Source organism: Actinoplanes sp. 13, from assembly GCF_056134165.1.
On the sequence record NZ_JBVYOQ010000021.1, the window covers coordinates 1 to 24,633 of the forward strand.

At 70.4% G+C, this 24,633-nt stretch carries 22 protein-coding genes; 11 read left to right on the forward strand and 11 right to left on the reverse strand.

Annotated elements, in window-relative coordinates; genetic code table 11:
* Positions 1-150: 150 nt before the first annotated feature.
* The gene (locus AC0NH5_RS30965; RefSeq protein WP_474410344.1) at positions 151-705 is read left to right on the forward strand and encodes a DUF4262 domain-containing protein; all 555 of its coding nucleotides are present in this window, start codon (positions 151-153) and stop codon (positions 703-705) included.
* Here AC0NH5_RS30965 and AC0NH5_RS30970 read toward each other — a convergent pair.
* The gene (locus AC0NH5_RS30970; protein WP_474410345.1) at positions 660-1,445 is read right to left on the reverse strand and encodes a WecB/TagA/CpsF family glycosyltransferase; all 786 of its coding nucleotides are present in this window, start codon (positions 1,443-1,445) and stop codon (positions 660-662) included. The two genes, AC0NH5_RS30965 and AC0NH5_RS30970, sit on opposite strands and share 46 nt — an antisense overlap.
* 61 nt (positions 1,446-1,506) lie before the next feature.
* Between AC0NH5_RS30970 and AC0NH5_RS30975 the strand changes: the two genes are divergently transcribed.
* The 4 genes from AC0NH5_RS30975 (at position 1,507) to galT (ending at position 5,311) form a co-directional block, all read left to right on the forward strand.
* Positions 1,507-2,436: a sulfotransferase gene (locus AC0NH5_RS30975; RefSeq protein WP_474410346.1), complete on the forward strand. Its 930-nt coding sequence runs from the start codon at positions 1,507-1,509 to the stop codon at positions 2,434-2,436.
* Positions 2,433-3,347, forward strand: coding sequence for a glycosyltransferase family 2 protein (locus tag AC0NH5_RS30980; protein WP_474410348.1), 915 nt, complete (start codon positions 2,433-2,435; stop codon positions 3,345-3,347). Before AC0NH5_RS30975 ends, AC0NH5_RS30980 begins: the two co-directional genes overlap by 4 nt.
* 99 nt (positions 3,348-3,446) lie before the next feature.
* Positions 3,447-4,223, forward strand: a complete 777-nt coding sequence (locus AC0NH5_RS30985) for a DeoR/GlpR family DNA-binding transcription regulator (protein ID WP_474410350.1) — start codon at positions 3,447-3,449, stop codon at positions 4,221-4,223.
* The gene (gene galT / locus AC0NH5_RS30990; RefSeq protein WP_474410351.1) at positions 4,220-5,311 is read left to right on the forward strand and encodes a galactose-1-phosphate uridylyltransferase; all 1,092 of its coding nucleotides are present in this window, start codon (positions 4,220-4,222) and stop codon (positions 5,309-5,311) included. The genes AC0NH5_RS30985 and galT overlap by 4 nt, the downstream gene beginning before the upstream one ends.
* A 53-nt stretch (positions 5,312-5,364) precedes the next feature.
* On the opposite strand, the gene AC0NH5_RS30995 is transcribed toward galT, so the two are convergent.
* Positions 5,365-6,579, reverse strand: a complete 1,215-nt coding sequence (locus AC0NH5_RS30995) for an NADP-dependent isocitrate dehydrogenase (RefSeq protein WP_474410352.1) — start codon at positions 6,577-6,579, stop codon at positions 5,365-5,367.
* A 241-nt stretch (positions 6,580-6,820) separates the two neighbouring features.
* On the opposite strand from AC0NH5_RS30995, the gene AC0NH5_RS31000 reads away from it, so the two are divergent.
* Positions 6,821-7,459 carry a hypothetical protein gene (locus AC0NH5_RS31000; RefSeq protein ID WP_474410353.1) on the forward strand — a complete coding sequence of 213 codons (639 nt, stop codon included), beginning with the start codon at positions 6,821-6,823 and terminating at the stop codon, positions 7,457-7,459.
* Positions 7,460-7,558: 99 nt separating this feature from the next.
* On the opposite strand, the gene mdh is transcribed toward AC0NH5_RS31000, so the two are convergent.
* The 3 genes from mdh to purN all read right to left on the reverse strand — a co-directional run bounded on the left by mdh (position 7,559) and on the right by purN (position 11,010).
* Positions 7,559-8,509 carry a malate dehydrogenase gene (gene mdh / locus AC0NH5_RS31005; protein WP_474410356.1) on the reverse strand — a complete coding sequence of 317 codons (951 nt, stop codon included), beginning with the start codon at positions 8,507-8,509 and terminating at the stop codon, positions 7,559-7,561.
* A 327-nt stretch (positions 8,510-8,836) separates the two neighbouring features.
* Positions 8,837-10,396, reverse strand: a complete 1,560-nt coding sequence (gene purH / locus AC0NH5_RS31010; RefSeq protein WP_474410358.1) for a bifunctional phosphoribosylaminoimidazolecarboxamide formyltransferase/IMP cyclohydrolase — start codon at positions 10,394-10,396, stop codon at positions 8,837-8,839.
* Positions 10,393-11,010 carry a phosphoribosylglycinamide formyltransferase gene (purN, locus tag AC0NH5_RS31015; protein ID WP_474410359.1) on the reverse strand — a complete coding sequence of 206 codons (618 nt, stop codon included), beginning with the start codon at positions 11,008-11,010 and terminating at the stop codon, positions 10,393-10,395. The genes purH and purN overlap by 4 nt, the downstream gene beginning before the upstream one ends.
* A gap of 141 nt (positions 11,011-11,151) precedes the next feature.
* Between purN and AC0NH5_RS31020 the strand changes: the two genes are divergently transcribed.
* Positions 11,152-11,499, forward strand: coding sequence for a DUF4190 domain-containing protein (locus tag AC0NH5_RS31020; RefSeq protein ID WP_474410361.1), 348 nt, complete (start codon positions 11,152-11,154; stop codon positions 11,497-11,499).
* A 103-nt stretch (positions 11,500-11,602) separates the two neighbouring features.
* On the opposite strand, the gene AC0NH5_RS31025 is transcribed toward AC0NH5_RS31020, so the two are convergent.
* From AC0NH5_RS31025 to AC0NH5_RS31040, 4 genes are all read right to left on the reverse strand, one after another.
* Entirely contained in the window at positions 11,603-13,057 is a 1,455-nt protein-coding gene (locus AC0NH5_RS31025) for a cell division protein PerM (protein WP_474410362.1), read from the reverse strand.
* A 106-nt stretch (positions 13,058-13,163) separates the two neighbouring features.
* Positions 13,164-14,045, reverse strand: a complete 882-nt coding sequence (gene sucD / locus AC0NH5_RS31030; RefSeq protein ID WP_474410363.1) for a succinate--CoA ligase subunit alpha — start codon at positions 14,043-14,045, stop codon at positions 13,164-13,166.
* 4 nt (positions 14,046-14,049) lie between these two features.
* Entirely contained in the window at positions 14,050-15,228 is a 1,179-nt protein-coding gene (sucC, locus tag AC0NH5_RS31035) for an ADP-forming succinate--CoA ligase subunit beta (protein WP_474410364.1), read from the reverse strand.
* 685 nt (positions 15,229-15,913) lie between these two features.
* The gene (locus AC0NH5_RS31040; protein WP_474410365.1) at positions 15,914-16,318 is read right to left on the reverse strand and encodes a cobalamin B12-binding domain-containing protein; all 405 of its coding nucleotides are present in this window, start codon (positions 16,316-16,318) and stop codon (positions 15,914-15,916) included.
* A gap of 410 nt (positions 16,319-16,728) precedes the next feature.
* On the opposite strand from AC0NH5_RS31040, the gene AC0NH5_RS31045 reads away from it, so the two are divergent.
* Both AC0NH5_RS31045 and AC0NH5_RS31050 read left to right on the forward strand, forming a co-directional pair.
* Positions 16,729-17,472: a M23 family metallopeptidase gene (locus AC0NH5_RS31045; RefSeq protein ID WP_474410366.1), complete on the forward strand. Its 744-nt coding sequence runs from the start codon at positions 16,729-16,731 to the stop codon at positions 17,470-17,472.
* Between the two features lie 266 nt (positions 17,473-17,738).
* Positions 17,739-18,581, forward strand: coding sequence for a M23 family metallopeptidase (locus AC0NH5_RS31050; protein ID WP_474410367.1), 843 nt, complete (start codon positions 17,739-17,741; stop codon positions 18,579-18,581).
* A 2-nt stretch (positions 18,582-18,583) separates the two neighbouring features.
* Here AC0NH5_RS31050 and pcrA read toward each other — a convergent pair whose 3' ends face one another.
* Entirely contained in the window at positions 18,584-21,058 is a 2,475-nt protein-coding gene (gene pcrA / locus AC0NH5_RS31055; RefSeq protein ID WP_474410368.1) for a DNA helicase PcrA, read from the reverse strand.
* 169 nt (positions 21,059-21,227) lie between these two features.
* Between pcrA and AC0NH5_RS31060 the strand changes: the two genes are divergently transcribed.
* Together AC0NH5_RS31060 and AC0NH5_RS31065 are read left to right on the forward strand one after the other, a co-directional pair.
* Positions 21,228-23,069 carry a bifunctional metallophosphatase/5'-nucleotidase gene (locus AC0NH5_RS31060; protein WP_474410369.1) on the forward strand — a complete coding sequence of 614 codons (1,842 nt, stop codon included), beginning with the start codon at positions 21,228-21,230 and terminating at the stop codon, positions 23,067-23,069.
* Between the two features lie 315 nt (positions 23,070-23,384).
* Positions 23,385-23,675, forward strand: a complete 291-nt coding sequence (locus tag AC0NH5_RS31065) for a chorismate mutase (protein ID WP_474410370.1) — start codon at positions 23,385-23,387, stop codon at positions 23,673-23,675.
* Between the two features lie 398 nt (positions 23,676-24,073).
* Here AC0NH5_RS31065 and AC0NH5_RS31070 read toward each other — a convergent pair whose 3' ends face one another.
* A complete protein-coding gene (locus tag AC0NH5_RS31070) occupies positions 24,074-24,568 on the reverse strand; it encodes a hypothetical protein (RefSeq protein ID WP_474410371.1) in 495 nt (164 codons plus the stop codon).
* Between the last annotated feature and the right edge of the window lie 65 nt (positions 24,569-24,633).

A 24,633-nucleotide genomic window follows, 5' to 3' on the forward strand; every position in this document is an offset into this window, starting at 1 on the left:
CCCCCCCCCCCCCCCCCCCCCCCCCCCCCCCCCCCCCCCCCCCCCCCCCCCCCCCCCCCCCCCCCCCCCCCCCCACGCCGGCCGGAAAGTGTCGTACACCTGTTCCATAGTGAGCAGGTCAGTACGAGCGCGACCCCGGGGGTGTCACCGATGTCCTTCCGCGACGACTTCTTCGACCACCAGAGCGAGCTCATCGAGGAGTACGGGTGGGCTGTCGTCCACGTCGTGCCCACCGACGAGGACCCCGAGGACGCGGTCCCGTTCGCCTACACGGTCGGCCTGACCGGCTTCGGTCTCGCCGAGCTGACCGTCACCGGCCTGCCGCCCGAGGTCGGCCACGCGCTGCTCAACGAGCTGGCCGTCCGGCTCCGCGACGAGGGCCTGCAGCTGCGCCACGGCCAGCCGCTGGACGATCTGATCGCCGACCAGACCGTCGTGATCGTCGCCGGCGGCCCGACCGAGGACGTGTTCCCCGGCGCCGCCCTCCGGCGGTACGGGGACGAGCGCGTCCACCTTCACCAGATCGTCTGGCCCGACCCGTGGGACAAGTTCCCGTGGCAGCGCGACTACGAGGCCGCCCTCTACCCCCAGCCCGTGATCAGCCGCCCGGCCCGCACCTCCGGCGCCCGATGCCACACCTTCCGCGGCATCCCGCAGCCTCACGGCCGGCGCCGGGGCGCCCGGGCGAGGAGGCGCAGGGCATAAGGGGCGTCGTGCGCGAGATATCGCTTGGCCAGCCGCCGCGGCTCGGTGCCCAGCCGGTGGGCCCACTCCAGGCCGGTCCGCTGCATCCAGCGTGGCGCACGGTGCACGTCACCGGCCACGAAGTTGACCGCCGCGCCGCAGCCGACGAACCATGCCCGCGGCAGGTGGTCACGCAGGCGTGCGATGACGTTCTCCTGCTTGGGGAAGCCGAGGCCGACGAAGACCAGATCCGGCTCGGCCGCCACCACCGCGGCCCGGAAACGGGCGAAAGCCGCCTTGTTCTTCTCGAAACCGAACTCCGGGCTGATCGCGCCGGCGATCCGCAGGCCGGGGCTGGCGGCCGACAGCCGGGCGGCCGCCCGCGTGGCGCCGTCGGCGTCGTCGTGCGTGGCCGGCACGCCACCGACGACGAAGATCGAGCGGCGGTCGCGGCCCAGCCCCGCGGAGAGCGACCAGATCAGGCTGCTGCCGGCCACCCGCTCGGGCAGCGGGGCGCCGCCCAGGCGGCTGGCCCAGATCAGCGGCATGCCGTCGGCGCAGATCAGGTCGGCGTTGTCGAGGTGGCGGCGCACCTTCGGATTGCGCGAGGCGCGGCGCAGGATGTCGATGTTCGGAGTGATGATCCGCCCGCCCCGGCCGTGGGCGAGAGCGTCCCGGACCACGGCCACGACCTCGTCCTCGGTGATCCGGTCGATGCCGGTTCCGTCCAGGTGGACGCGATCGAAAGCCTCGATAGTCACCTAACGCCTCCTTTTGCTTGCTTCACTCGTTACCAGAGCGAAACGAGCGAAGGTGGCCAAAGTGGCAAGGGTGCTTTTTCTGGGTGGATTAGGACGAAGCGGAACAACGCTCGTCGAACGTCTACTCGGCGAGCTGCCCGGGATGTGCGCGCTCGGCGAGGTCGTGCACCTGTGGCAGCGCGACGTCCGCGACGACGAACGATGCGGGTGCGGCGCCCGGTTCTCCGGCTGCACCTTCTGGCGCCGGATCGGTGAGATCGCCTTCAACGGCTGGGCCAACGTCGACGTGGACCGGGTGCACGCGTTGCGCGACGCCGTCGAGCGCACCAGGCACATCCCCCGGCTCGCCTCGGCCACCACGGCCCCCGCCGAGGTCCGGGAGTACGCATCCTTCTACGCCCGGATCTACGCCGCCGCGGCCGAGGTCGCCGGCACCCGGGTCGTCGTCGACTCCTCCAAGCACTCGGCGCTGGCCCACGTGCTGCGCTGGGCCGACGACATCGACCTGCGGGTGGTGCACGTGGTGCGGGACGCCCGCGGCGTGGCGTACTCGTGGACCAAGACTGTGGCCCGCCCGGAGACCGACGGCACGGACGAGATGACCCGGTATTCTCCGGGCCGCTCCGCGCTGCTCTGGAACGCGCACAACGCCGCGTTCGGCCTGCTCGCCCGGCGCGGCGTGCCGGTGCGCCGGATCCGTTACGAGGAGTTCCTGGCCGACCCGCGGGCCGGCCTGATCCGCCTCGCCGACTTCGCCGGCGTCCCGCTGCACCCCAGCGACCTCGACTTCCTTCGCCCCGGCCACGCCGACCTCAAGGTCGGGCACAGCGCCGCCGGCAATCCGATGCGGTTCACCGTCGGCCGGCTGCCGCTGCGCCGCGACGACGCATGGAAGCACGCGCTGCCCAGCACACAGCGCCGCCTGGTCGGCGCGGTGTGCGGGCCGATGCTGCGCGCGTACGGGTACCCGATCAACGTGGAGGCACGATGAACTGGCCGTCCGTCGGGGTCGTCATCCCCACCCGGAACCGCCCCGAGCTGGTCCGCCGCTCGATCGCCGCGGTCCGTCAACAGCACTACCCCGGCGAGATCAAGGTCGTGGTGGTGTACGACCAGACCGAGCCCGACTACCTGCTCGCCTCCACCGAGGACGTGCCGGTCCTGGTCCTCACCAACTGGCGCGCGCCCGGCCTGGCCGGCGCCCGCAACACCGGCCTGATGGCGTTGGACACCGAACTGGTGGCGTTCTGCGACGACGACGACCGATGGCTGCCGGACAAGCTGCGCCGTCAGGTCGCCGCACTGCTCGCCGAACCCGCCGCCGAGTTCGCCACCTGCGCGATCGAGGTCGAGTTCGAGGGCCGCTCGACACCACGTCTCGCCGGCCGCAGCCGGGTCACCGTGGACGACCTGGCCCGGTCCCGGATGGCGATGCTGCACTCGTCGTCGTTCCTGGCCCGCCGGGAGGCGCTGACCGCGGAGGGCATCGGCCTGGTCGCCGAGGACGCGCCGGGCAGTCAGAACGAGGACTGGGACCTGCTGCTGCGGGCCGCCCGCCGGTCCCCGATCGTGCATCTCGACGAGCCCCTCGTGCGGGTCCTCTGGGGCCGCACCTCGCACTACGCGTACGAATACGCCACCAAGATCTCGTCGCTGCGGTGGATGATGCAGCGGCACCCCGAGATCAGCGGCTGCCGGCCCGGCGCGGCCCGCGTCTACGGCCAGCTCGCCTGCTGGTCCGCGGCGACCGGTAACCGCAGCCAGGCCTGGCAGTACAGCAAGGAGGCGGTCCGCGCGAACTGGAAGGAGCCGCGCACCGCGATCGCGTTGGCGGCCATGACCGGCGCGGTGAAGGTGGAGAACGTGCTGTCCGCTCTGCACAAGCGCGGCAGAGGTATCTGACTCACTCTTTCGCACCGAGCCGATCACACGGTAATGTTCGAGTGTGTTCGAATTAGTTCGGTTGCTCGCCGCGGCGGGTCAGAAGCTCAGGTCCTGCGGATGCTAGCCCAGCAGCGACAAGCCGCGATCCTCGATCGGGTCCGCGCCACCGGTGGTGTGCGGGTCAGCGAGCTCGCCTCGGAGTACGGCGTCTCCGACATGACCATCCGCCGCGACCTGGAGGCGCTCGCCGACCGTGGCCTCCTGGCGAAGGTGCACGGCGGCGCCACCACGGTAAGCCCTGGCTCGGCGCACGAGCCAGGTTTCGCCGCGAAATCCGACAGGCAGCGCGACGAGAAGTCGGCGATCGCGATCCGGGCCGCCACGCTGGTCTCCCCCGGCGACGCCATCGCGCTCTCCGCCGGCACCACCACCGCGGAGCTCGCGCAACGCCTGGTCGACGTGCCCTCGCTGACCGTGGTGACCAACTCCATCCCGGTCGCCGACGTCTTCTACCGGGCCGGGCGCCCCGACCAGACCGTCGTCCTGACCGGCGGCACCCGAACCCCCTCCGACGCCCTGGTCGGCCCGGTGGCCGTGTCCGCGATCGGCGCCCTGCACCTGGACGTGCTGTTCCTCGGCGTGCACGGGATGAGCGAGCGCGCGGGTTACACCACTCCCAACCTGATGGAGGCCGACGTCAACCGCGCCCTCGTCGAAGCCGCCGAACGCCTGGTGGTGCTCGCCGACCACACGAAGTGGGGCACCGTCGGCATCTCCTCGATCGTGCCGCTCGGCCGGGCGGACGTCCTGATCACCGACAGCGGCCTGGACGAGGAAGCCCGCACCCTGCTCGTGGAATCCGTCTCCGAACTCGTGGTGGTGAACCCCCAGTGACCCCGACCCGCTCCGCCGTCCGCCTCTCCGACGGCCGGGAGCTGATCTACTTCGACGAGTCCCCGGACAGCGGGCGCTCGGCGTACCCCGACACCCGGCACCTGCCGCCGCCACCCCCGGCCTCGCAACTGCGGTACGACCCCCTCGTAGACGAATGGATCGCGATCGCCGCGCACCGCCAGACCCGCACGTTCCTGCCGCCCACCGACGCCTGCCCGCTCTGCCCCACCACCGACCGGTTCGCCGGCGAGATCCCCGCGCCCAGTTACGACGTCGTGGTCTTCGAGAACCAGTTCCCGTCGTTCAGCGACCGGATCGCGCCCGACGAGATCACCGAACTCACCGGCATGGTGCCGGTCCGGCCCGGACTCGGACGCTGCGAAGTGGTCTGCTTCACCAGCGACCACAACGCCGCCTTCGGCACGTTGCCGCCCACTCGCGTACGCACCGTGGTCGAAGCGCTTGCGGACCGCACCGCCGAGATGTCGGCGCTGCCGGGCGTCGCCCAGGTCTTCCCCTTCGAGAACCGGGGCGTCGAGATCGGCGTGACCCTGCACCACCCGCACGGCCAGATCTACGCCTATCCCACCGTTCCCCCGCGGACCGCGGCCATGCTCCGCGCCGCGGCGCGGCACGCCGAGAGAACCGGCGGACGCAACCTCTACGCCGACGTCCTGGCCGCCGAGCAGGAGGCGAAAGTACGGGTGATCGCCGCCAACGAGCACTGGACGGCGTACGTGCCTGCGGCCGCCCGGTGGCCGTTCGAGGTGCAACTGGCCCCGCACCGCCAGGTCCCGGACCTGCCCGCCCTGTCCGACGCCGAGCGCGACGCGTTCGGGCCGCTCTACCTCGACGTGCTGCGCCGGTTCGACGGGCTGTTCGGCAAGCCGATGCCGTACATCTCGGCGTGGCACCAGGCGGTCGTCGGGGAAGGGCGCGAGCTGGGGTATCTGCACCTCCAGCTGTTCAGCATCCGGCGGGCGGCCGACAAGCTGAAGTTCCTGGCCGGCTCCGAGTCCGCGATGGGCGCCTTCGTCAACGACGTGGTCCCGGAGAACGCCGCCCAGTTGCTCCGCGACGCCGCCTGACCAGTGTGTGAATTTCGGGCTCGATTCGAGCCCGAAATTCACACACCGCGTGGTCAGCCCAGCTTGCGGGCCAGGTTCTCGTCGAGCGCGTTCATGAACTCGTCGGTGGACAGCCACGGGGCGTCCTTGGCGATCAGCAGCGCCAGGTCCTTGGTCATCTGCCCGCCCTCGACGGTCTCGATGCAGACCCGCTCCAGCGTCTCGGCGAACTGGGTCACCTCGGGGGTGCCGTCCAGCTTGCCGCGGTGCTTGAGACCGCCGGTCCAGGCGAAGATCGAGGCGATCGGGTTGGTGGAGGTCTTCTCGCCCTTCTGCCACTGCCGGTAGTGCCGGGTGACGGTGCCGTGGGCGGCCTCGGCCTCGACGGTCTTGCCGTCCGGCGTCATCAGCACCGAGGTCATCAGGCCGAGCGAGCCGAAGCCCTGGGCCACGGTGTCGGACTGCACGTCACCGTCGTAGTTCTTGCAGGCCCAGACGTAGCCGCCCTCCCACTTGAGCGCGGCGGCGACCATGTCGTCGATCAGCCGGTGCTCGTACGTGAGGCCGGCCTCCTTGAACTGCTCGGCGAACTCGGTCTCGAAGATCTCGGCGAACAGGTCCTTGAACCGTCCGTCGTACGCCTTCAGGATCGTGTTCTTGGTGGAGAGGTAGACCGGGTAGTTGCGGGCCAGGCCGTACCGGAACGAGGCGCGCGCGAAGTCGCGGATCGACTCGTCGAAGTTGTACATCGCCATGCCGACGCCACCGGCCGGGAAGTCCGCGACGTGGAACTCCATCGGCTCGGAGCCGTCGTCCGGCGTGAAGGTGACGGTGAACTTGCCGGCCTTCGGCGCCACGAAGTCGGTGGCCTTGTACTGGTCGCCGTGGGCGTGCCGGCCGATGATGATCGGCTTGGTCCAGCCGGGCACCAGCCGGGGGACGTTCTTCATGATGATCGGCTCGCGGAACACGACGCCACCGAGGATGTTGCGGATGGTGCCGTTCGGCGACCGCCACATCTTCTTGAGACCGAACTCCTCGACCCGCGCCTCGTCCGGCGTGATCGTGGCGCACTTGACGCCGGCGCCGTGCCGCTTGATGGCGTTGGCCGCGTCGATCGTCACCTGGTCGTCGGTCTCGTCGCGGTACTGGATCGACAGGTCGTAGTACTCGAGGTTGACGTCGAGGTAGGGCAGGATCAGCTGCTCACGGATCTGCTTCCAGATGATCCGCGTCATCTCGTCGCCGTCGAGCTCCACGACCGGGTTCTTGACCTTGATTTTCGCCATCGGCCGGCGCTCCTCTCCCGAAACACATGCTTAGCAGTACGAGCGTACTGCCCGCCCGTTGAAGATCGCCGGGCGGCCCCGGACCCGCGTTCTCCCCTTACCTTCCCAGGAGTGGCGGATCCGAACTGCCGATAAGCGCTATCAGGCCGGCCCGGACCCATCGAATCAGGCGAAAGCGGGCGTACGGCCACCGCAGCGCCACGGGCCAGCAGTCTGGTGTCCACACCCTACGATCATTTTCATGACGTCCGATGCGCGGCGGACCCGCTCCCGGGGACTGGCCCGAGAGCGGCAGCGACGCATGCCCCCGGTGGAGAAACCCGCTGAACCGGTGCCGTGGAGGGAACGCCGCACCCTGGAGAAGGTCCAGGACGCGGCCGGTCTGCTGCTGCCGGCCGGCTGGATCGCGCTGTTCATCGTCGCGGACGAGATCGGCGCCGCCCTGGTCGACGCGGCCCGCGGCCTCACCGGCGGACAGGTCCAGGGCATGGCGGCCGCCGGCTGGCTGATCTACTTCGCCCCGTTCGGCGCGCTCTTCGCACTGGCGCTGCCCGGGATGCGCCTCAACACCTGGCGGCGATGGGTGCCGGGCGCGATCGTGGCCGTGCTGACCCCGCTGACCTGGCACCTCGCGCCCATCATCGACAACGTCGACCTGCGCGGAATCGTCAGCGGGCCGGGCGGCGGTGGTTTCGTCGCCGGGCTCAAGAACGGCGCCCTCGGCGGCCTCATCGTCATCGGCCTGGTCGCGGTCCTCGCGCTCAACGAGCAGCCGCGCTCGGCACTCCGGGAGGACGCCGGCCTGCGCTGGACGGTCATCGTCGTCGTCGTCGCGATCATGGTCGCCACGTTGGGCGCGGCACTCGCCCTTGCCGGATAGGCATCGGCTGGATTCGGGACGCTTCACGCGTACCCCGGAAAGGGCGAAAGGCCGGGGCGACGGCCCCGGCCTTTCCCGAACAGATCTCGCGGGCGGAGATCAGAGGTTGGCGACGTCAGCCTGCTTCGCGCGTACGGCCTCGGCCGCCTCCTTCAGACCGGCCAGCTCGGTGTCGGTGAGCTTGTCCTCCACGATCTTCTTGATGCCCTGCGCGCCCAGCTCGGCCTCGACGCCCAGGTAGACGCCGTTGATGCCGTACTCGCCGTCGACCCAGGCGCAGACCGGCATGACCACGCCGGAGTCCTCGGCCACGGCCTTCGCCATCCGGGCGGCGGCGGCGGACGGGGCGTAGTAGGCCGAACCGGTCTTCAGCAGCGCGACCACCTCGGCGCCACCGTTGCGGGTGCGGACCACCAGCTCCTCGATCTTGTCGGCCGGGAGCAGCTCGGAGAGCGGCTTGCCGTCCACGGTGCACCGGCTCGGGACCGGGACCATGGTGTCGCCGTGCGAGCCCAGCGTGAGCGCCTTGACGCTCTTCACCGGGACGTTGAGCTCCTCGGCGATGAAGTTCGTGAAGCGGGCGGTGTCGAGCACGCCGGCCTGGCCGAAGACGCGGTTCTTCGGGAACTGGGTGGCGATCTGGGCGAGCGCGGTCATCTCGTCGACCGGGTTGGACACCACGATCACGACGGCGTTCGGGGCGTACTTCGCGATGTTCTCCGCGACCTGACGCACGATCTTGGCGTTGACCTCGAGCAGGTCCATCCGGCTCATGCCCGGCTTGCGCGGCAGGCCGGCGGTCACGACGACCACGTCGGAGCCCTCGATCGCCTCGTAGCCCTCACCGTTGGGTCCGGTGGTGGCGCCGATGACCTTGGTCTCGTAGCCCTCGATCGGCCGGGACTGGTTGAGGTCGAGCGCGAGGCCGGCGGGCTTGCCCTCGATGATGTCGGTGAGCACCACCGTCTCGAAGATGTCGTACTCGGCGAGACGCTGCGCGGTCGTGGACCCGTAGAAACCGGCGCCTACGACGGTTACCTTCTTGCCCATAGCTCTCACTCCCAGTGTCCTGGCGATTTTTCGCGACCGTATCAGCCGGTAAACGCAGCATTACGAGCCGGTCGGCGGAACGGGACGTAAGCCACTGATGTTGCGCCTGTCCACAGGCCCTCCGACAAGATCATCCGCTTCCGGCCATGCTGTCCCCCGTGCCCCGAGGCGCAACGGTCCCCGCTCCGCGGCGGCCGAAGGCGCATCGACTGGGGGCGCTGCTGTCACTGCGCTGCGCCGGCTCAGCTCGGCTGGCACCCAACCACGTGATCAAGTATCTGAGGGGTGGATGGACGCCAGCCGGCCGGTGCCGCGGCGGGAGGGTCGTCAGTGGTAGAAGTGGCGGGTGCCGGTCAGATAAACCGTGAGCCCCGCCTTCTCCGCGGCTTCGATGACCAGGTTGTCCCGGATGGACCCACCCGGCTGCACGACCGCCTTGACCCCCGCCTCGATCAGCACTTCCAGCCCGTCCGGGAACGGGAAGAACGCGTCCGAAGCCGCCACACTCCCCGAAGCCCGCTCCACTCCCGCCCGCGAGACCGCGAGCCGCGCCGAGTCCACCCGGTTGACCTGCCCCATTCCCACGCCGACGGTCGCACCGTCGCGCGCCAGCAGGATCGCGTTGCTCTTCACGCTGCGGATCGCCCGCCACGCGAACACCAGGTCCGCCAGCTGCTCGTCGGACGCCGCCTCCCCGCACGCCAGCGTCCACCCCGACGGGTCGTCGCCGGGCGCGTCGATCCGGTCCGCCATCTGCACCAGGAAGCCACCGCCGACCTGCTTGACCTCGGCGGGCGGCGGGTTCCAGGCCGGCGCCACCAGCACCCGCAGGTTCTTCTTCTCGCGCAGCAGCGACAGCGCCTCGTCCGCGAACGACGGCGCCACGATCACCTCGGTGAAGATTTCGCTGACCTGCTGGGCCAGCTGGAGGGTCACCTGCTGGTTGACCGCGATGACCCCGCCGAACGCCGACACCGGGTCGCACTCGTGCGCCTTGCGGTGTGCGTCGGCCACATCGGCGCCGACGGCGATTCCGCACGGGTTCGCGTGCTTGATGATCGCCACGCACGGTGCGGTGAAGTCGTTCGCGCTGCGCCAGGCGGCGTCCGCGTCGACGTAGTTGTTGTAGGACATCTCCTTGCCGTGCAGCTGCTCGGCCTGCGCGAGCCCGGCGGGCGCACCCGGGTCGGTGTAGAGCGCGGCCTGCTGGTGCGGGTTCTCGCCGTACCGCAGGACCGATCCGCGGCGGAGCCCGAGCCCGGCGAACTCCGGCCATTCCGACGGCGCGAGCACGGTGGCGCACCAGTTGGCCACCGCCACGTCGTACTCCGCGATGTCGGCGAAGGCGCGGGCGGCGAGCAGCTTGCGCTGCGTCAGCGTGAAACCGCCGTCCGTCAAGGACGAGAGGATCAGGGGATACGCCGAGACGGAGGTCACCACAGCAACCGAGGCATGGTTCTTGGCGGCCGCGCGCACCATGGCCGGCCCACCAATGTCGATCTTGGCGATGCACTCGTCGACGTCGGCTCCCGAGGCGACCGTCTCGGAGAACGGGTAGAGGTTGCTCACCAGCAGGTCGAACGGCTCGATGCCGTGTTCGGCGAGTTCCGCGACGTGGCTCTCCAGCCGCATGTCGGCGAGGAGGCCGCCGTGCACCTTCGGGTGCAGCGTCTTGACCCGGTCGCTGAGGATCTCCGGGAAGCCGGTCAGCGACTCCACCCGGGTCACCGGCACGCCGGCCTTCTCCACGGTCGACGCGGTCGAGCCGGTCGAGACGATCTCCACGCCGGCGGCGTGCAGCGCCTGCGCCAGCTCGACGATCCCGTCCTTGTACCAGACGCTCAGCAGCGCCCGCCTGATCGGCCGGCGGCCCTCGTCAACGCTCACGGAACACGTACCTTTCTGTCCTGGATGGTCCAGCCCTCGCGGACCAGGCGGCCGACCTGCTCGACCAGCTGGGCCCGTTCGGCCACCTTGATCCGCTCGGTGAGCGTCTCCTCCGTGTCGTCGTCGAGCACGGGCACGGCGACCTGAGCGATGATCGGGCCGGTGTCGACGCCGGCGTCGACGAAGAACAGCGTCGCGCCGGCGATCTTCACGCCGTACGCGAGCGCGTCACGCGGCCCGTGGATGCCGGGGAAAGCCGGCAGCAGCGCGTTGTGGGTGTTGACGTACCGGTCGCCGAACGCGTCCAGGAACTGCTTGCCGACGAGTTTCAGGAAACCGGCCGAGATCACCAGATCGGGGGTGAAGGACGCCACGTGCGCGGTGAGCGCCGCATCCCAGTCGTCACGGGTCGGGTACGCCTTCACCGAGTCCACGAACGTGGGGATTCCCGCGGCGGTGGCCCGCTCCAGTCCGGCGATGCCGTCCCGGTCTGCGCCGACGGCCACCACCTCCGCCCCATATGCCGGATCAGCCGTGGCGTCGAGGAGAGCCTGCAGGTTGCTGCCCGAACCGGAGATCAGGACGACCAGGCGGGCGGGCGCGGGGTCAATCACCCGTGCACCCTATCTCCGCAGGGAGAGGCCGCTGACAACGGGGCATTCCGGGACACGCGGATCGGCTTACATCCATTACGCTGCGCCAGCAGACTGAACATGTACTTGATCGCCGTTCGCGGCGAACCGGAGGAGTAAAAAGTGGCATACCCGCCTCCTGCTTATGGACCGCCTCAGCAGCCCTACGGCGCCGCACCGCAGAACGGCCTCGGCCTGACCAGCATGATTCTGGGCATCATCTCGATCCCGATCTCCTGCTGCTGGTACATCAGCGGTGTCGTCGGCATCATCGGCCTGGTCTTCGGCTTCCTGGGCAAGAAGAAGGTCGACCAGGGACTCGCGAACAACCGCGGCATCGCGATCGCCGGCATCGCGACCAGCGCGGTCGGCCTCGCGCTCGCGATCCTCTTCATGATCCTGTCGTTCGTCCTGCAGGACTTCGACGTCCAGCAGTGGATCACGGAGCAGCAGCAACAGCAGAACGCCTGATCCACCGCGACGGCCCGGCGCTTCGGCGCCGGGCCGTCGGCACCATCAGACCGATCAACGGCGGTCTTGCGTGTGAAGTTCGGCCCATATGCGAGCCGCAACTTCACACGCGGGTGTCACGCCGTGGGTGTGGTGGGCCGAACAGGCGTGCCGCCGCCGAGCCGAGGGCCACTGCCACCCCGGCGACGATCGTGCCGATCAGCAGCACCTGCAGCGGAGCGGGCCCGATCTCGGACAGCCGCCCGTCGCCCAGCGCGCCGCCGGAGAGCCAGGACAGCAGGCCCAGCACCGCGCCCGCCACCGGCCCGGCGATCAGGCTCGCACCGACCAGCAGCAGCCACGGCGGCTCCACCACGTCCGTGCCACCCCGGCGTCCCGGACGGCGCGGGCCGCCCCGCCCGTACCGCAGGCGCTGGGTGAGCAGCCAGCCCGCGGCGGCGCCGGCGATCACCGGCAGCGTCAGCAGAGCCGCGCCGGCCGCGCCCATCGGCCCCGCCGGGAGCCCGGCGAGCAGCGGCAGGGTGGGCAGCGGGCCGACAGTCACCTCGGTCAGCCGGATCGTCGAGTCGGAGCCGAGCGCGAATCCCGGCCCGAGCAGGTAGGCCGCGGCCCAGATCGAGGCGTTCACCGCGTACGCGATGCTGATCAGGGTGATGCCGGCCTGGCCGGCCACGCCGGTGCGGTAGGCCGCGATCATCTCGGCGGCCTGGCCGCCGCCGAGGGCGAGGGAGAGCCCGCCGGCCACCGCCCCGGCGCCGAGGATCAGGAAGGCGGCCATCGAACCGGCGCGGATGCCGTGCCGCATCACTGGTGGGACACGCCGGGCCAGCACGGAGATCGCGTCGGTGCCGCGCAGCGATCCGATCAGCGCCCCGGCCACGCCGAAGGCGAGAAAGTGCAGCGCGGCGCGGGTGGTGGAGACGTCCGTGCCGCGACCGTCGACCAGATGGGCGCCGAGCCAGCCCACCATCGCGTACGCGCAACCGAGCGCGCCGGCCACCAGCAGCGCCCGGCCGATCGAACCGGAGCGCCGCGCCCCGATCGCGCGGGTGACGTGCAGCCCCGCCCGGTTGAGCCGCCAGAGCACCAGCAGCGTCAGCAGCAGCGGCGCGATGGCCAGCGGGCCGATCGAGGTGCCGATCGGCACGCCGTGGCCGAGCAGCCAGCCCGCCAGGCCGGCGTGCGCCGCGCCGGCGACCCCGCCGGAGCCCTCCAGGGTCCGGGCCAGGCCGATCACCGCGGCGACCGGCAGATAGGTCAGCAGCGCCGCCCAGATCGTCGCGAAGGCGACCGCCACCAGCATCGGCGCCCGCCGCACCGGCTGGTCGAGGGGGCGCCGGGGGCCGGGCAGCAGAACCGTGTCGCGGCGGCCGAGCATCTCGTCGTCGACCACGACAGTGTCGCGCTGCTCCGGGACGGCTGCCGCGATGTCCTCGGTGTCTCGCGGCTCGCGTTCGCCGGGCACCAGCGGCTCGGTGTCCCGCACCACGGACTGCAGCGCCTCGGCGACCGCGAAGGGGTCTTCCGAGCCGTCGGGCCGGTCGGTTGTGCTGGGCATCGCCGCCTACTTTTTCACGCCGCGGCGCTCACGGCGATGCAGAAACAGCGGCGCGCCGCCGATCGGGTCCCGGTGACCCGTCCGGCGGCGCGCTCGCAGATGCTGCTCAGCTCATGACCTCACGCATGAGCCGTGCGGTCTCACTCGGCGTCTTGCCGACCTTGACACCGGCCGCCTCCAGGGCTGCCTTCTTCGCGTCGGCGGTGCCCGCGGAGCCGGAGATGATGGCGCCGGCGTGGCCCATCGTCTTGCCGGGCGGGGCGGTGAAGCCGGCGATGTAGCCGACCACCGGCTTGGTCACGTTGGCCTTGATGAACTCGGCCGCCCGCTCCTCGGCGTCGCCGCCGATCTCACCGATCATGACGATCGCGTCGGTCTCCGGGTCGTCCTGGAAGGCCTTCAGCGCGTCGATGTGGGTGGTGCCGATGACCGGGTCGCCGCCGATGCCCACGCAGGTGGAGAAGCCGAAGTCGCGCAGCTCGTACATCAGCTGGTAGGTCAGCGTGCCGCTCTTGCTGACCAGGCCGATCCGGCCCTGCGGGGTGATGTCGGCCGGGATGATGCCGGCGTTCGAGGCGCCCGGCGAGGCGATGCCCGGGCAGTTCGGGCCGATGATCCGGGTCTTCTCACCCTTGGCCACGTTGTACGCCCAGAAGGACGCCGAGTCCTGCACCGGCACGCCCTCGGTGATCACCACGGCGAGGGGGATCTCGGCGTCGATCGCCTCGACCACCGCGGCCTTGGTGAACGCCGGCGGGACGAAGATGACCGACACGTCGGCGCCGGTCTCCTGGATCGCCTCGGCGACCGTCGCGAAGACGGGCAGCTCGGTGCCGTCGAAGTCGACCTTCGTGCCCGCCTTGCGCGGGTTCACGCCGCCGACCACGTTGGTGCCCGCGGCGAGCATCCGGCGGGTGTGCTTGGAACCCTCCGAGCCGGTGATGCCCTGGACGATGACCTTGGAGTCCTTGGTGAGCCAGATAGCCATTAGTTCACTTCCCCGCAGCCGCGAGCTCAGCGGCGCGCTCGGCCGCTCCGTCCATCGTGTCCACCCGCTCGACAAGCGGGTTGTTCGCTCCGTCCAGGATGGCACGACCGGCCTCGGCGTTGTTGCCGTCGAGACGCACCACGAGCGGCTTGGCGACCTGCTCGCCACGCTCCTCGAGCAGCTTCAGGGCCTGGATGATGCCGTTGGCGACCGCGTCACAGGCGGTGATGCCGCCGAAGACGTTGACGAAGACGGACTTCACGGCCGGGTCGCCGAGGACGATCTCCAGGCCGTTCGCCATCACCTGGGCGCTGGCACCACCACCGATGTCGAGGAAGTTGGCGGGCTTCACGTTGCCGTGCTTCTCACCCGCGTACGCCACCACGTCCAGCGTCGACATGACCAGGCCGGCGCCGTTGCCGATGATGCCGACCTCGCCGTCCAGCTTGACGTAGTTGAGGTTCTTCGCCTTGGCGGCCTGCTCCAGCGGGTCGACCGCGGACTTGTCCTCGAGCCCCTCGTGGTCGGGGTGCCGGAAGCCGGCGTTCTCGTCCAGCGTGACCTTGGCGTCCAGCGCGAGCACCCGGCCGTCGCCCACCTTGGCGAGCGGGTTGACCTCGACCAGCGTGGCGTCCTCGGCCACGAAGGCCTGCCACAGCTTCACCGCGATGTCGACGACCTGGTCGGCGACCTCGGCGGGGAACTTGGCGGCGGTCACGATCTCACGGGCCTTCGCCTCGTCCACGCCCTTGCTGGCGTCGATCGCGACCTTGGCGACCCGCTCCGGGTCCTCCTCGGCGACGGTCTCGATCTCCATACCGCCGGCGACGCTGGCGATGCAGAGGAAGGTCCGGTTGGCCCGGTCCAGCAGGTAGGAGAAGTAGTACTCCTCCTGGATGTCGGCCGTCTCGGCCAGCATCACCTTGTGGACCGTGTGCCCCTTGATGTCCATGCCCAGGATATCGCCCGCGCGGGCCTGCGCCTCGTCCGGGCCGTCGGCCAGCTTCACGCCGCCGGCCTTGCCGCGGCCACCGACCTTGACCTGCGCCTTGACGACGACCTTGCCGCCCAGCCGCTCGGCGATCGCCCGGGCTTCCTGCGGGGTCTCGGCGACGCCGCCGCCCAGCACGGGCAGCCCGTGCCGTTCGAACAGGTCGCGCCCCTGATACTCGAACAGGTCCACGTGTCTCCTTTCGCTCGCGACGCCAAGCGCCGGCAAGCCGCACCGTTGCGTCCCGACCTGTGTGCGCGGCGCGTCGCAGTGGCGCCGCCAGCGTGAGGATCGTCCGGCCCTCCGCAAGGTACGGAAAGGCCCTCATCCGCAGACTAGCGACCGATTCGACCCCGGCGACCGCGCGGGTACACGCTGTGCAAGACCACACACCGGAGTGGCGAAAACGCAGCTCCGGGGCAGTCGTGGCTGGTGTGAACGGTGCGTACGGCCCGGTTCTCCCCCGCCCCTCCACACTCACCGGTCACCGTGGCCGCCGATTCTCCTTGATCGATCCGGCCGGGTGATCTCCGGCGAAAAAAGTCATACCGGCGCGCGTAACCGGCGTGTGAGGGGGTCGTTGAGTGTGATGTCGGAGCGCTACGGCGCGCGGCAAGGAAGCGGCCGATGCCCTGTCGGTCGAGGGGTGGCGGCGGGGCATCGCGCATAGAGAGGCCGGACGTGTGAGGGGTGCGTCCGGCCTCTCCCCTTGCCCTTGGGGCCGGGACAACCGCAGCGCCTCGCACTGACTCCGGATCTTTCCCGCGCGCACCGGCCGGCCGCCGCCGGCGACGTCGCCGCAGGGCGATCACCAGGCACGGGACCTCACCGGGTACGGCCCACGCCGGCAGAAATGGACGGCGCGGGCCACCGGAAATCAGGCCACCGGCTCCGGCACATTGGCGCGCACCCATTCGACGATGGACGCCATTGTGGCACCGGGAGTGAATACCGCTGCTACGCCGAGTGATTTCAATTCGGCGATGTCGTCCTCCGGAATGATGCCGCCGCCGAATACCTTGATGTCAGCTGCGTCACGTTCCGCCAACAACTCCAACACTCTCCGAAAGAGCGTCATGTGCGCCCCGGAGAGCACCGACAGGCCGATCGCGTCCGCGTCCTCCTGGATGGCGGTCTCCACGATCTGCTCCGGTGTCTGGTGCAACCCGGTGTAGACGACCTCCATGCCGGCGTCGCGCAGCGCCCGCGCCACCACCTTGGCGCCGCGGTCGTGCCCGTCCAGGCCGGGTTTCGCGACGACCACCCTGATCCGTGCTTGCATGCTGTCCCCTTCGGGCTCCGACCCGGCGCGAGACGCCCGTCACCGGCCGCCCTCCGTGGTCACCTGAACGAACGGTAACCCGCGAGGCCGGGCCGGGGTAGCGCCGGGCCGACCTGGCAAGCGAGTTGAATAGTTCTCCCGGTCACATTACGTTCCGTTTTATAGGCGATCACACACGGTTGCCATATCGGCCCATGAGAAAGGTAACCAATTCGGACAATCGATGATCAATACTGACCAGGAACTGTCATGAAATTGGCGCTGCGACTTGTGACCCGGCTGCCGTTTCGTTACCGTGGCCCACGGCTGTCGCACAGGTTCACTCCTAAGCGAGGGCCCGGCCAACCATCGTTCACCGCTGAGGCGGGGCATGGTGGTGCCGCCGCAATGCCACTGACGGAGGGTTGTTCGTGCGCCAGCGCTTGTCGTCTGAGCCCGATCGCTATCGCGGCCGCCGCCGCGTTCCTACCCCTCCGCGCAGCCGTTATGCAGTCGTCGTCACGTCGGCTTTCGTCGGTGCCGGCGTGGTGGCTCTCGGAGCCGCCTCCAACCTCCCGGATGCCAAGGCGGTCAGCCCGGACATCCTGAAGAGCCTCGAGACCTCGCAGATCGCGGCGGACGCTCTCGACAGCCGCGCGGAGGACGACTCCCGCGCCTCCCGCAGCAACGACCGCGGCGCCGAGGATCTCGCCGCCGCCGAGGTCTCGGCCGAGGACATCTACGTCCTGCCGATCGACGACTATGAGTTCACCTCCCCCTACGGCGTCCGGTTCGGCAAGCTGCACGCCGGCATCGACCTGGCCGCCCCGGACGGCACGCCCTACAAGGCGGTGCACGCCGGCGAGGTCACCGCCGCCGGGTACGCGGGGGGCTACGGCTACTCGATCACGATCCGCCAGGCCGACGGCACCGAGATGATCTACGCCCACTCCCGGCGCCTGCTGGTGAAGAAGGGCGACCAGGTCAAGGCCGGCCAGGTGATCGGCGAGGTCGGCAACACCGGGTATTCCTACGGGACGCACCTGCACCTCGAGGTGCACGTGGGCGGCAACCCGGTCGACCCGATCGTCTTCCTCAAGGACAACGCGGTCGACATCAAGCTTCAGATCGAGTCGCCGTACGCCGGCATGGTCGCGGCCGAAGCCGCCTCCTGACCGATCCGCTCCCCCAGGCCGCAAGGCCAACCCGCGTGTGAACTTGCGGCTCGTATGCGGGCCGAACTTCACACGCACGGCCAGTGTGTGAACTTGCGGCTCGTATGCGGGCCGAACTTCACACGCGACGGCTGGGCGGCTTTCGCGACCGGGTAGCGCTCGGTTGCATGTTGGTAGAACCCCCGCAACAGCCTTCAGTGTCCCCCCACCCCGGACCGACAGGTACGTGACAGCGAAAGTCACGGAAGTCGGGGAGGGCGCGTCGCGTGGGGCAGCACAGGTCATCAGGCACGGGTGGCAAGCACCGTCAGGAGCTGCTGCACCGTCACCGCGCCCCCGCCTTCCCGGAACTCTTCGCCACCCGTAGCCGGTCCGCCCTCTCGGTCACCGCGCTCGGCGCCACCCTCGCTGCCGGGATCGGCGTCGCCGGCGTCTCCGCGACCGCGGCCCCGATCGGTGGCGGCGGCAGCTCCCCGGCCGGGCACGTGACCGCGGCTCACCCGTACGCCGCCCTGCCGATCGAGGCGCCGGCCGGCGACGACGCGCCGGGCAAGGCTTTCCCGCACGGCACCGGCGTCGAAGACCAGTCGGCCTGGCCGTCCGCCGCGCCGGCCGAACGCAAGGAGCGCCCGGTCGTCGTCGCGGCCGCCGCTTCCGTCGCGGAGTGGGTGAACCCGCTCGCGGCCGGCCAGGTCACGTCCTGCTTCGGGCCGCGCTGGGGCCGCCTCCACGCGGGTGTGGACCTCGCCGCGCCGCACGGCGCGACGATCGTGGCCGCCGGCGCCGGTGTCGTCGTCTCGGCCGGCCCCAACGGCGGGTACGGCAATGCGGTCCTGATCGACCACGGCAACGGGTACCTCACCCATTACGGGCACATGTCAGCGATCGCCGTCGAGGTGGGGCAGCGGGTCACGGCCGGCGAGCACATCGGCGACGAGGGCTCGACCGGGCACTCCACCGGACCGCACCTGCACTTCGAGGTGCATCAGGAGCACTTCCAGAACCCGGTGGAGCCGACCGCCTGGATGCGCGACCACGGCGTCGACATCCCCGGCTGCGCCTCCGCCGCCCGGAAGGCGGAAGCCGCCGAGGACACCCACGAGCACTAGGGTCAGATCTTCTCGATCGGGGCGTGCCGCAGGACCAGCCACATCACTTGATCACCGAAGTCGATCTGGGCCCGGGTGCCGGGGCCGTGGCCCTCCACGGCGACCACCCGGCCCAGTCCGTACCTCTGGTGGTTGACCCGGTCCCCGGGATCGACCTTGGGCCCCGCTTTCAGGTCACTCGCCGTGGCCAGTTTGCTCCCGTCGATCCCCAGGCGCTCCGCGATGCGCTGTGCTTTGGGCGTACCCCCGGCGAAGCCTCCGCCGCGTTGGCGGTCTCCCCCACCGCGGCCACCCACCCCGCCGCCCGTCCCGGACCAGGAGGTGTACGACCCGCCGGTCCGTTCCCAGCGGACCAGCTCGGCCGGCAGCTCGTCGGTGAAGCGGGAGGGCGGATTGTACTGCGGCTGGCCCCACGCCGAGCGCGTCACCGCGCGGGAGAGGTAGAGCCGCTGCCGGGCGCGGGTGATCCCCACGTAGGCCAGCCGGCGCTCCTCCTCCAGCTCGGTGTTGTCGCCGAGCGCCCGCATGTGCGGGAAGACCCCGTCCTCCAGGCCGGTCAGAAAGACCACCGGGAACTCCAGGCCCTTGGCGGTGTGCAGGGTCATCAGCGTGACCACGCCCTGGTGGTCCGGGTCGTCGCTGGGAATCTGATCAGCATCGGCCACCAGCGCCACCTGCTCCAGGAAGCCGGCCAGCGTGGCCGCCTGCTCCCCACCCGACCCGCCGCCCGTCTCTCCGCCGCCCGTCTCGGAGTCGGAGTCGTCCGGCTCGGCCAGCGACTCCACCCGCTCGGTGTACTCCCGGGCGACGCTCACCAGCTCCTGCAGGTTCTCCACCCGGCCCTGGTCCTGCGGGTCCAGGCTCTCCTCCAGCTCGCTGAGCAGGCCGGAGCGCTGCAGCACCGCCTCCAGCACCTCTTCCGGCGGCGCGGTGGCGGCCAGGTCGCGCAGGTCGTCGAGGAGCTGCACGAAGTCGCCGATGCTGTTGACCGCGCGGGTCGAGATGCCGGGCGCGTCCTTCGCGTGCCGCAGCGCCTGCCCGAACGAGATGCGGTCCCGCGACGACAGCGCCTCGATGCAGGCCTCGGCCCGGTCGCCGATCCCGCGTCTCGGCGTGTTCAGCACCCGGCGGATGCTGACCGTGTCGTCGTCGTTCACGACCGCCCGCAGGTAGGCCAGCGCGTCGCGGACCTCCTTGCGCTCGTAGAAGCGCACCCCACCGACCACCTTGTACGGCAGGCCGACGCGGATGAACACCTCCTCGAAGACACGGGACTGCGCGTTCGTCCGGTAGAAGACCGCGACGTCGCCGGGCCGCGTCTCGTGGTTGTCGCAGAGCCGGTCGATCTCGCGGGCCACCCAGTCGGCCTCGGCGTGCTCGGTGTCGGCGACGTAACCGACGATCTGCTCGCCGGAACCCTGGTCGCTCCAGAGCCGCTTGGGCTTGCGGGACGTGTTGCGGTCGATCACCGCGTTGGCAGCGGAGAGGATGGTCTGGGTGGACCGGTAGTTCTGCTCCAGCAGGATGGTGCGCGCGTCCGGGTAGTCGCGCTCGAACTCGAGAATGTTGCGGATCGTCGCGCCGCGGAACGCGTAGATCGACTGGTCGGCGTCACCGACCACGCAGAGCTCGCCCGGGTCCTCGGTGCCGATCAGCTCGCGGATCAGGGTGTATTGCGCGTGGTTGGTGTCCTGGTATTCGTCGACCAGGACGTGCCGGAACCGGCGCCGGTAGACCTCGGCGACGTGCGGGTGCGACTGGAACAGGTGCACCACGGCCATGATGATGTCGTCGAAGTCCAGCGCGTGCGCCTCACGGAGCCGGCGCTGATAAAGCTCGTACGCCTCGGCGACGGCCCGCTCGTTCGGCCCCTTCGCCTGCGTCTTGTAGTCGTCGGGACCGATCAGCTCGTTCTTCAGGTTCGACACCTGGGCGGCCAGGCCGCGAGCGGTGTAACGCTTCGGGTCCAGGTCGAGCTCGCGCGCGACCAGCTGCATCAACCGGCGCGAGTCGTCGGCGTCGTAGATCGAGAAGGTGCTCTTCAGCCCGGCGTGCTCGTGCTCGGCCCGCAGGATCCGCACGCACGCGGAGTGGAACGTCGACACCCACATCAGCCGGGCGCGCGGCCCGACCAGATGGGCGACCCGCTCCTTCATCTCGCCGGCGGCCTTGTTGGTGAAGGTGATCGCGATGATCTGGCCGGGGTGCACGTCGCGGGCGGCCAGCAGATAGGCGATCCGATGCGTCAGCACCCGGGTCTTGCCGGAGCCGGCGCCGGCCACGATCAGCAGCGGCGCGCCGGAGTGGGTCACGGCGTCGCGCTGCGGACCGTTCAGCCCGGTCAGCAGCGCCTCCGGATCCAGCCGCCGGGCGGCCGGCCGGGACTGCGCATGCTCGGGGGCACGCCGGGGAGCCTCCGGAACCCGCACCGCGGGCAGGGAGAACAGGGCTTCGGAAGGTTCAGAGGAAGGTCGCATCGCGGGAGACAGTGTATGCCGACCCACCGACAAGAATTCCGAGCCCGACCCTGGTACGCATCGGCGCACGGCAATTCATTTGTCACCCTGAAGTGGTAGCGCTGAGTCAGCCGATCGACCAGGCTGACCAGGTCGGCGAAAAAATCACTCCGATCGGGGGATCGAAGACATGGCTCCTCCCCAGCGCCGGGGCCGGGCGGTTCTGACCGCGGCCCTCCTGGCAGTCGCGGGCGTCGTCGTGGCGATCCCGGACGGTCGCTCCGCTGCCGCCGCCCCGCCGTCCGAGTTCACCCCGGTGACGGCGGCGTACGAGGGCGCGGCAGGTCCCACCGTCAAGGGCCAGTTCCTCAGCTACAACGACTTCCACGGGGCGATCGATCCGCCGACCGGCAGCGGCGCGGTGGTCAACGCCGGCGGCACGAGCACCCCGGCCGGTGGCGTGGAATACCTCGCGACGTACCTCAAGAGGCTGCGCGCCGAGGCCACCACCGACGGCCGGTCGACGATCACCGCGGGCGCCGGCGACCTGATCGGCGGGACGCCGCTGGTCAGCGCGGCCTTCCACGACGAGCCGACGATCGAGCTGATGAACGAGATCGGGCTGCAGGTGAGCTCGGTCGGCAACCACGAGTTCGACGAAGGCGTGGACGAGCTGATCCGCATGCAGCGCGGCGGCTGCCACCCGGCGGACGGCTGCCAGGACGGCGACGGCTTCGGCGGCGCCGACTTCACCTATCTCGCCGCCAATACCATCGACAAGCGGACCGGCCTGCCGATCCTGCCGCCGATCGACATCAGGTACGTGGGTGGTGTCCCGGTCGGCTTCATCGGCATGACCCTCGAGGGCACCCCGAACATCGTCAACCCGGCCGGCATCAGGAACGTCCGGTTCACCGACGAGGTCGAGACCGCCAACAAGTGGAGCAACCTGCTGCGGCTCTTCGGGGTGAAGGCGCAGGTGTTGCTGCTGCACGAGGGCGGCTCCCAGGCCTCGGCCACGCCGACGCCCGGCGTGTCGGACTGCGCCGGCTTCACCGGGCCGGTGGTGCCGATCGTGGCCGGCCTCAACCCGGCGATCAGCATCGTGATCTCCGGGCACACCCACCGCTTCTACTCCTGCAAGCTGCCGAACAGCTCCGGCGCCGAGACCGTCGTCACCAGCGCCGGCACCAACGGTCAGCTGGTCACCGACATCGACTACACGCTCAGCAAACGGACCGGCCGATTCGTCGAGATCACCGCGAAGAACGTGATCGTCGAGAACGGCGTGCCGGACGGCAACGGTGGCTGGGTGCGGGACGCCGCGGGGGCGTACGTGAAGAACCTCGACACCGTCGACGCCGCGGCGAAGAAGGTCGCCGACAAGTACCGGACCGCGGTCGCCCCGATCGCGAACCGGACGGTCGGCAGCATCAGCGCGGACATCGTCCGGACCGCCACCGCGGCCGGGGAGAGCCCGCTCGGTGACGTGATCGCGGACGCGCAGCTGGCGCACACGCGGAGCGCCGGCGCGCAGATCGCGCTGATGAACCCCGGTGGCATCCGCGCCGACCTGGACGCCGACCAGTCCAGCGGCGGCGAGGACTACGGCGTCGTGACGTACGGCGAGGCGTTCACGGTCCAGCCGTTCAACAACCTGGTGGTCACCCAGACGTTCACCGGCGCTCAGCTCAAGAACGTGCTGGAGCAGCAGTTCGTCGGCTTCGGCGGGCAGACCACACAACGGATCCTGCAGGTGTCGGCCGGTCTGACCTACACCTGGAGCGCGTCGGCCGCACCCGGGTCCAAGGTGAGCGACCTGGCCCTCGACGGCGTCCCGATCGACCCGGCCGCCAACTACCTGGTCACCACCAACGACTTCCTGGCCAACGGAGGCGACGGGTTCAGCAACCTGACGCTGGGCACCGGCCGCGTCACCGCACCGGGCTTCGACGTGGACGCGCTCGTGGCGTACCTCGGCACCGGCCCGATCGCGCCCGGCCCGGCCAACCGCGTCTCCGCCACGCCGTGATCACCCGGCCGGCCGCTCCCCTCGGGGCGGCCGGCTCGGTCGCCCGGGGCGGCCTCGTTCGGCCGGTGGCGGCTCGGCGGGACCAGGGAAGTCCTGTCCCAACACTCGGGCGGTTTCCTTGCGGGCCGGTCCGTGACGGAGGCATACTCAGCTCGTGATCCAGCAGGCGCGATTTTTTTACTACGGCACCGGAGGTCCGGCAGCCGTAGGTCGCTCCTGAACCACAGACCTACATCAAGCCCCGGGCTTCACCGCCCGGGGCTTGATGCTGCCCGGGCCGGGTTGACCGGGACACCAGCACCCGAGGAGCAGGACATGACCGCCGACGTGATCGACGAGGCCACCGGCGCGGCCCAGGCACCGGCCGCAGAGAAGATCCGCGAGATGCGCGAGCGGATCAACGAGATCGACCAGACCATCATCGACCTCTGGCTGGAACGGGCGAGCCTCTCGCAGGAGGTCGGCAAGACCCGCATGGCCAGCGGCGGCACCCGGCTGGTGCTGGCCCGCGAGCGCGAGATCATCGAGCACTTCCGCAACGCGCTCGGCCCGGACGGCACCCAGGTCGCGCTCCTGCTGCTCCGTTCCGGCCGCGGCCCCCTCTAGCCGGTCCCGCGGCGCCGGTCCGAGTGGCTGCGGGCTCCGCTGGCCGGTCCGCAATGCGGCCCGGCGCGGCCTCGTCTGCCCGAACCGGCACCCACGCATGATCCTCGGACGTTCTGCCTGCCCGGCTGCCGGCCGAGCAGCCCGAGCCGGCACCCGAACATGATCCTCGCTGGGCGAGGCGGTGGGCGAGCCCGGTCGGACGTACGCGGTTGAAGGGTGGATGCGCGGGCCGAGCGTGGTTGGAGGGTGGACGCGCGCGGGCCGGGCGCACGCCTTTCGGCATGGCCCGGCCACGTGGTGCACCGCCGGCGCGGGTCGGCTGTTGCCGCAGCCGCCCGCCGGTGGAAACGCCGCGGCCGGGCGCACACCTCTCGGCATGGGCCCGGCCACGTGCGTGATCAGTTCCCGCGGATCCCGTTGCGGTAGTCGATGCCACCCTTGTCCCCGAAGCCGTGGCCCCGGTCGTGGCCGCGGAAGTCGTGGCCGCCGAAGCCGTTGCCACGGATTCCGATGCCGCGGAAGTCGCGCCGGTCGTGGTCGCCGAAGTGGCCCCGGTCGCGGAAGTGGCCGCCGTTACCGAAGTGGCCGTGACGCCGCTCCTGCTCGACCTTCAGCAGCCACATGCCCCGGCGGAAGCCGACACGCACCGGGTAGCAGCGCGGGTTGTCCCACTTGCCGACCCAGTCGCCGACCGCGCCGGCCTTCTTGCAGGCGCCGAGGGTGCGGTAGAAGCCGGCGACGTACTCCCGGCCGCCGTGCTGCTGGACCTGCGCACCCGACGTCTTGCCGGCGGTCTTGGTGGTGCTGTCGGCCGCCAGGGCCGGCGCCCCGAGCGACGCCCCGGCCAGCAGTCCCAGGCCCGCCATGGTCAGTGTCCGAACGATCTTGCTCATTGATTTTTCCCTCCGGGTTGTTTGCTCCGTTGGGATAGACGATGCCATAACGGACACAAGTTATT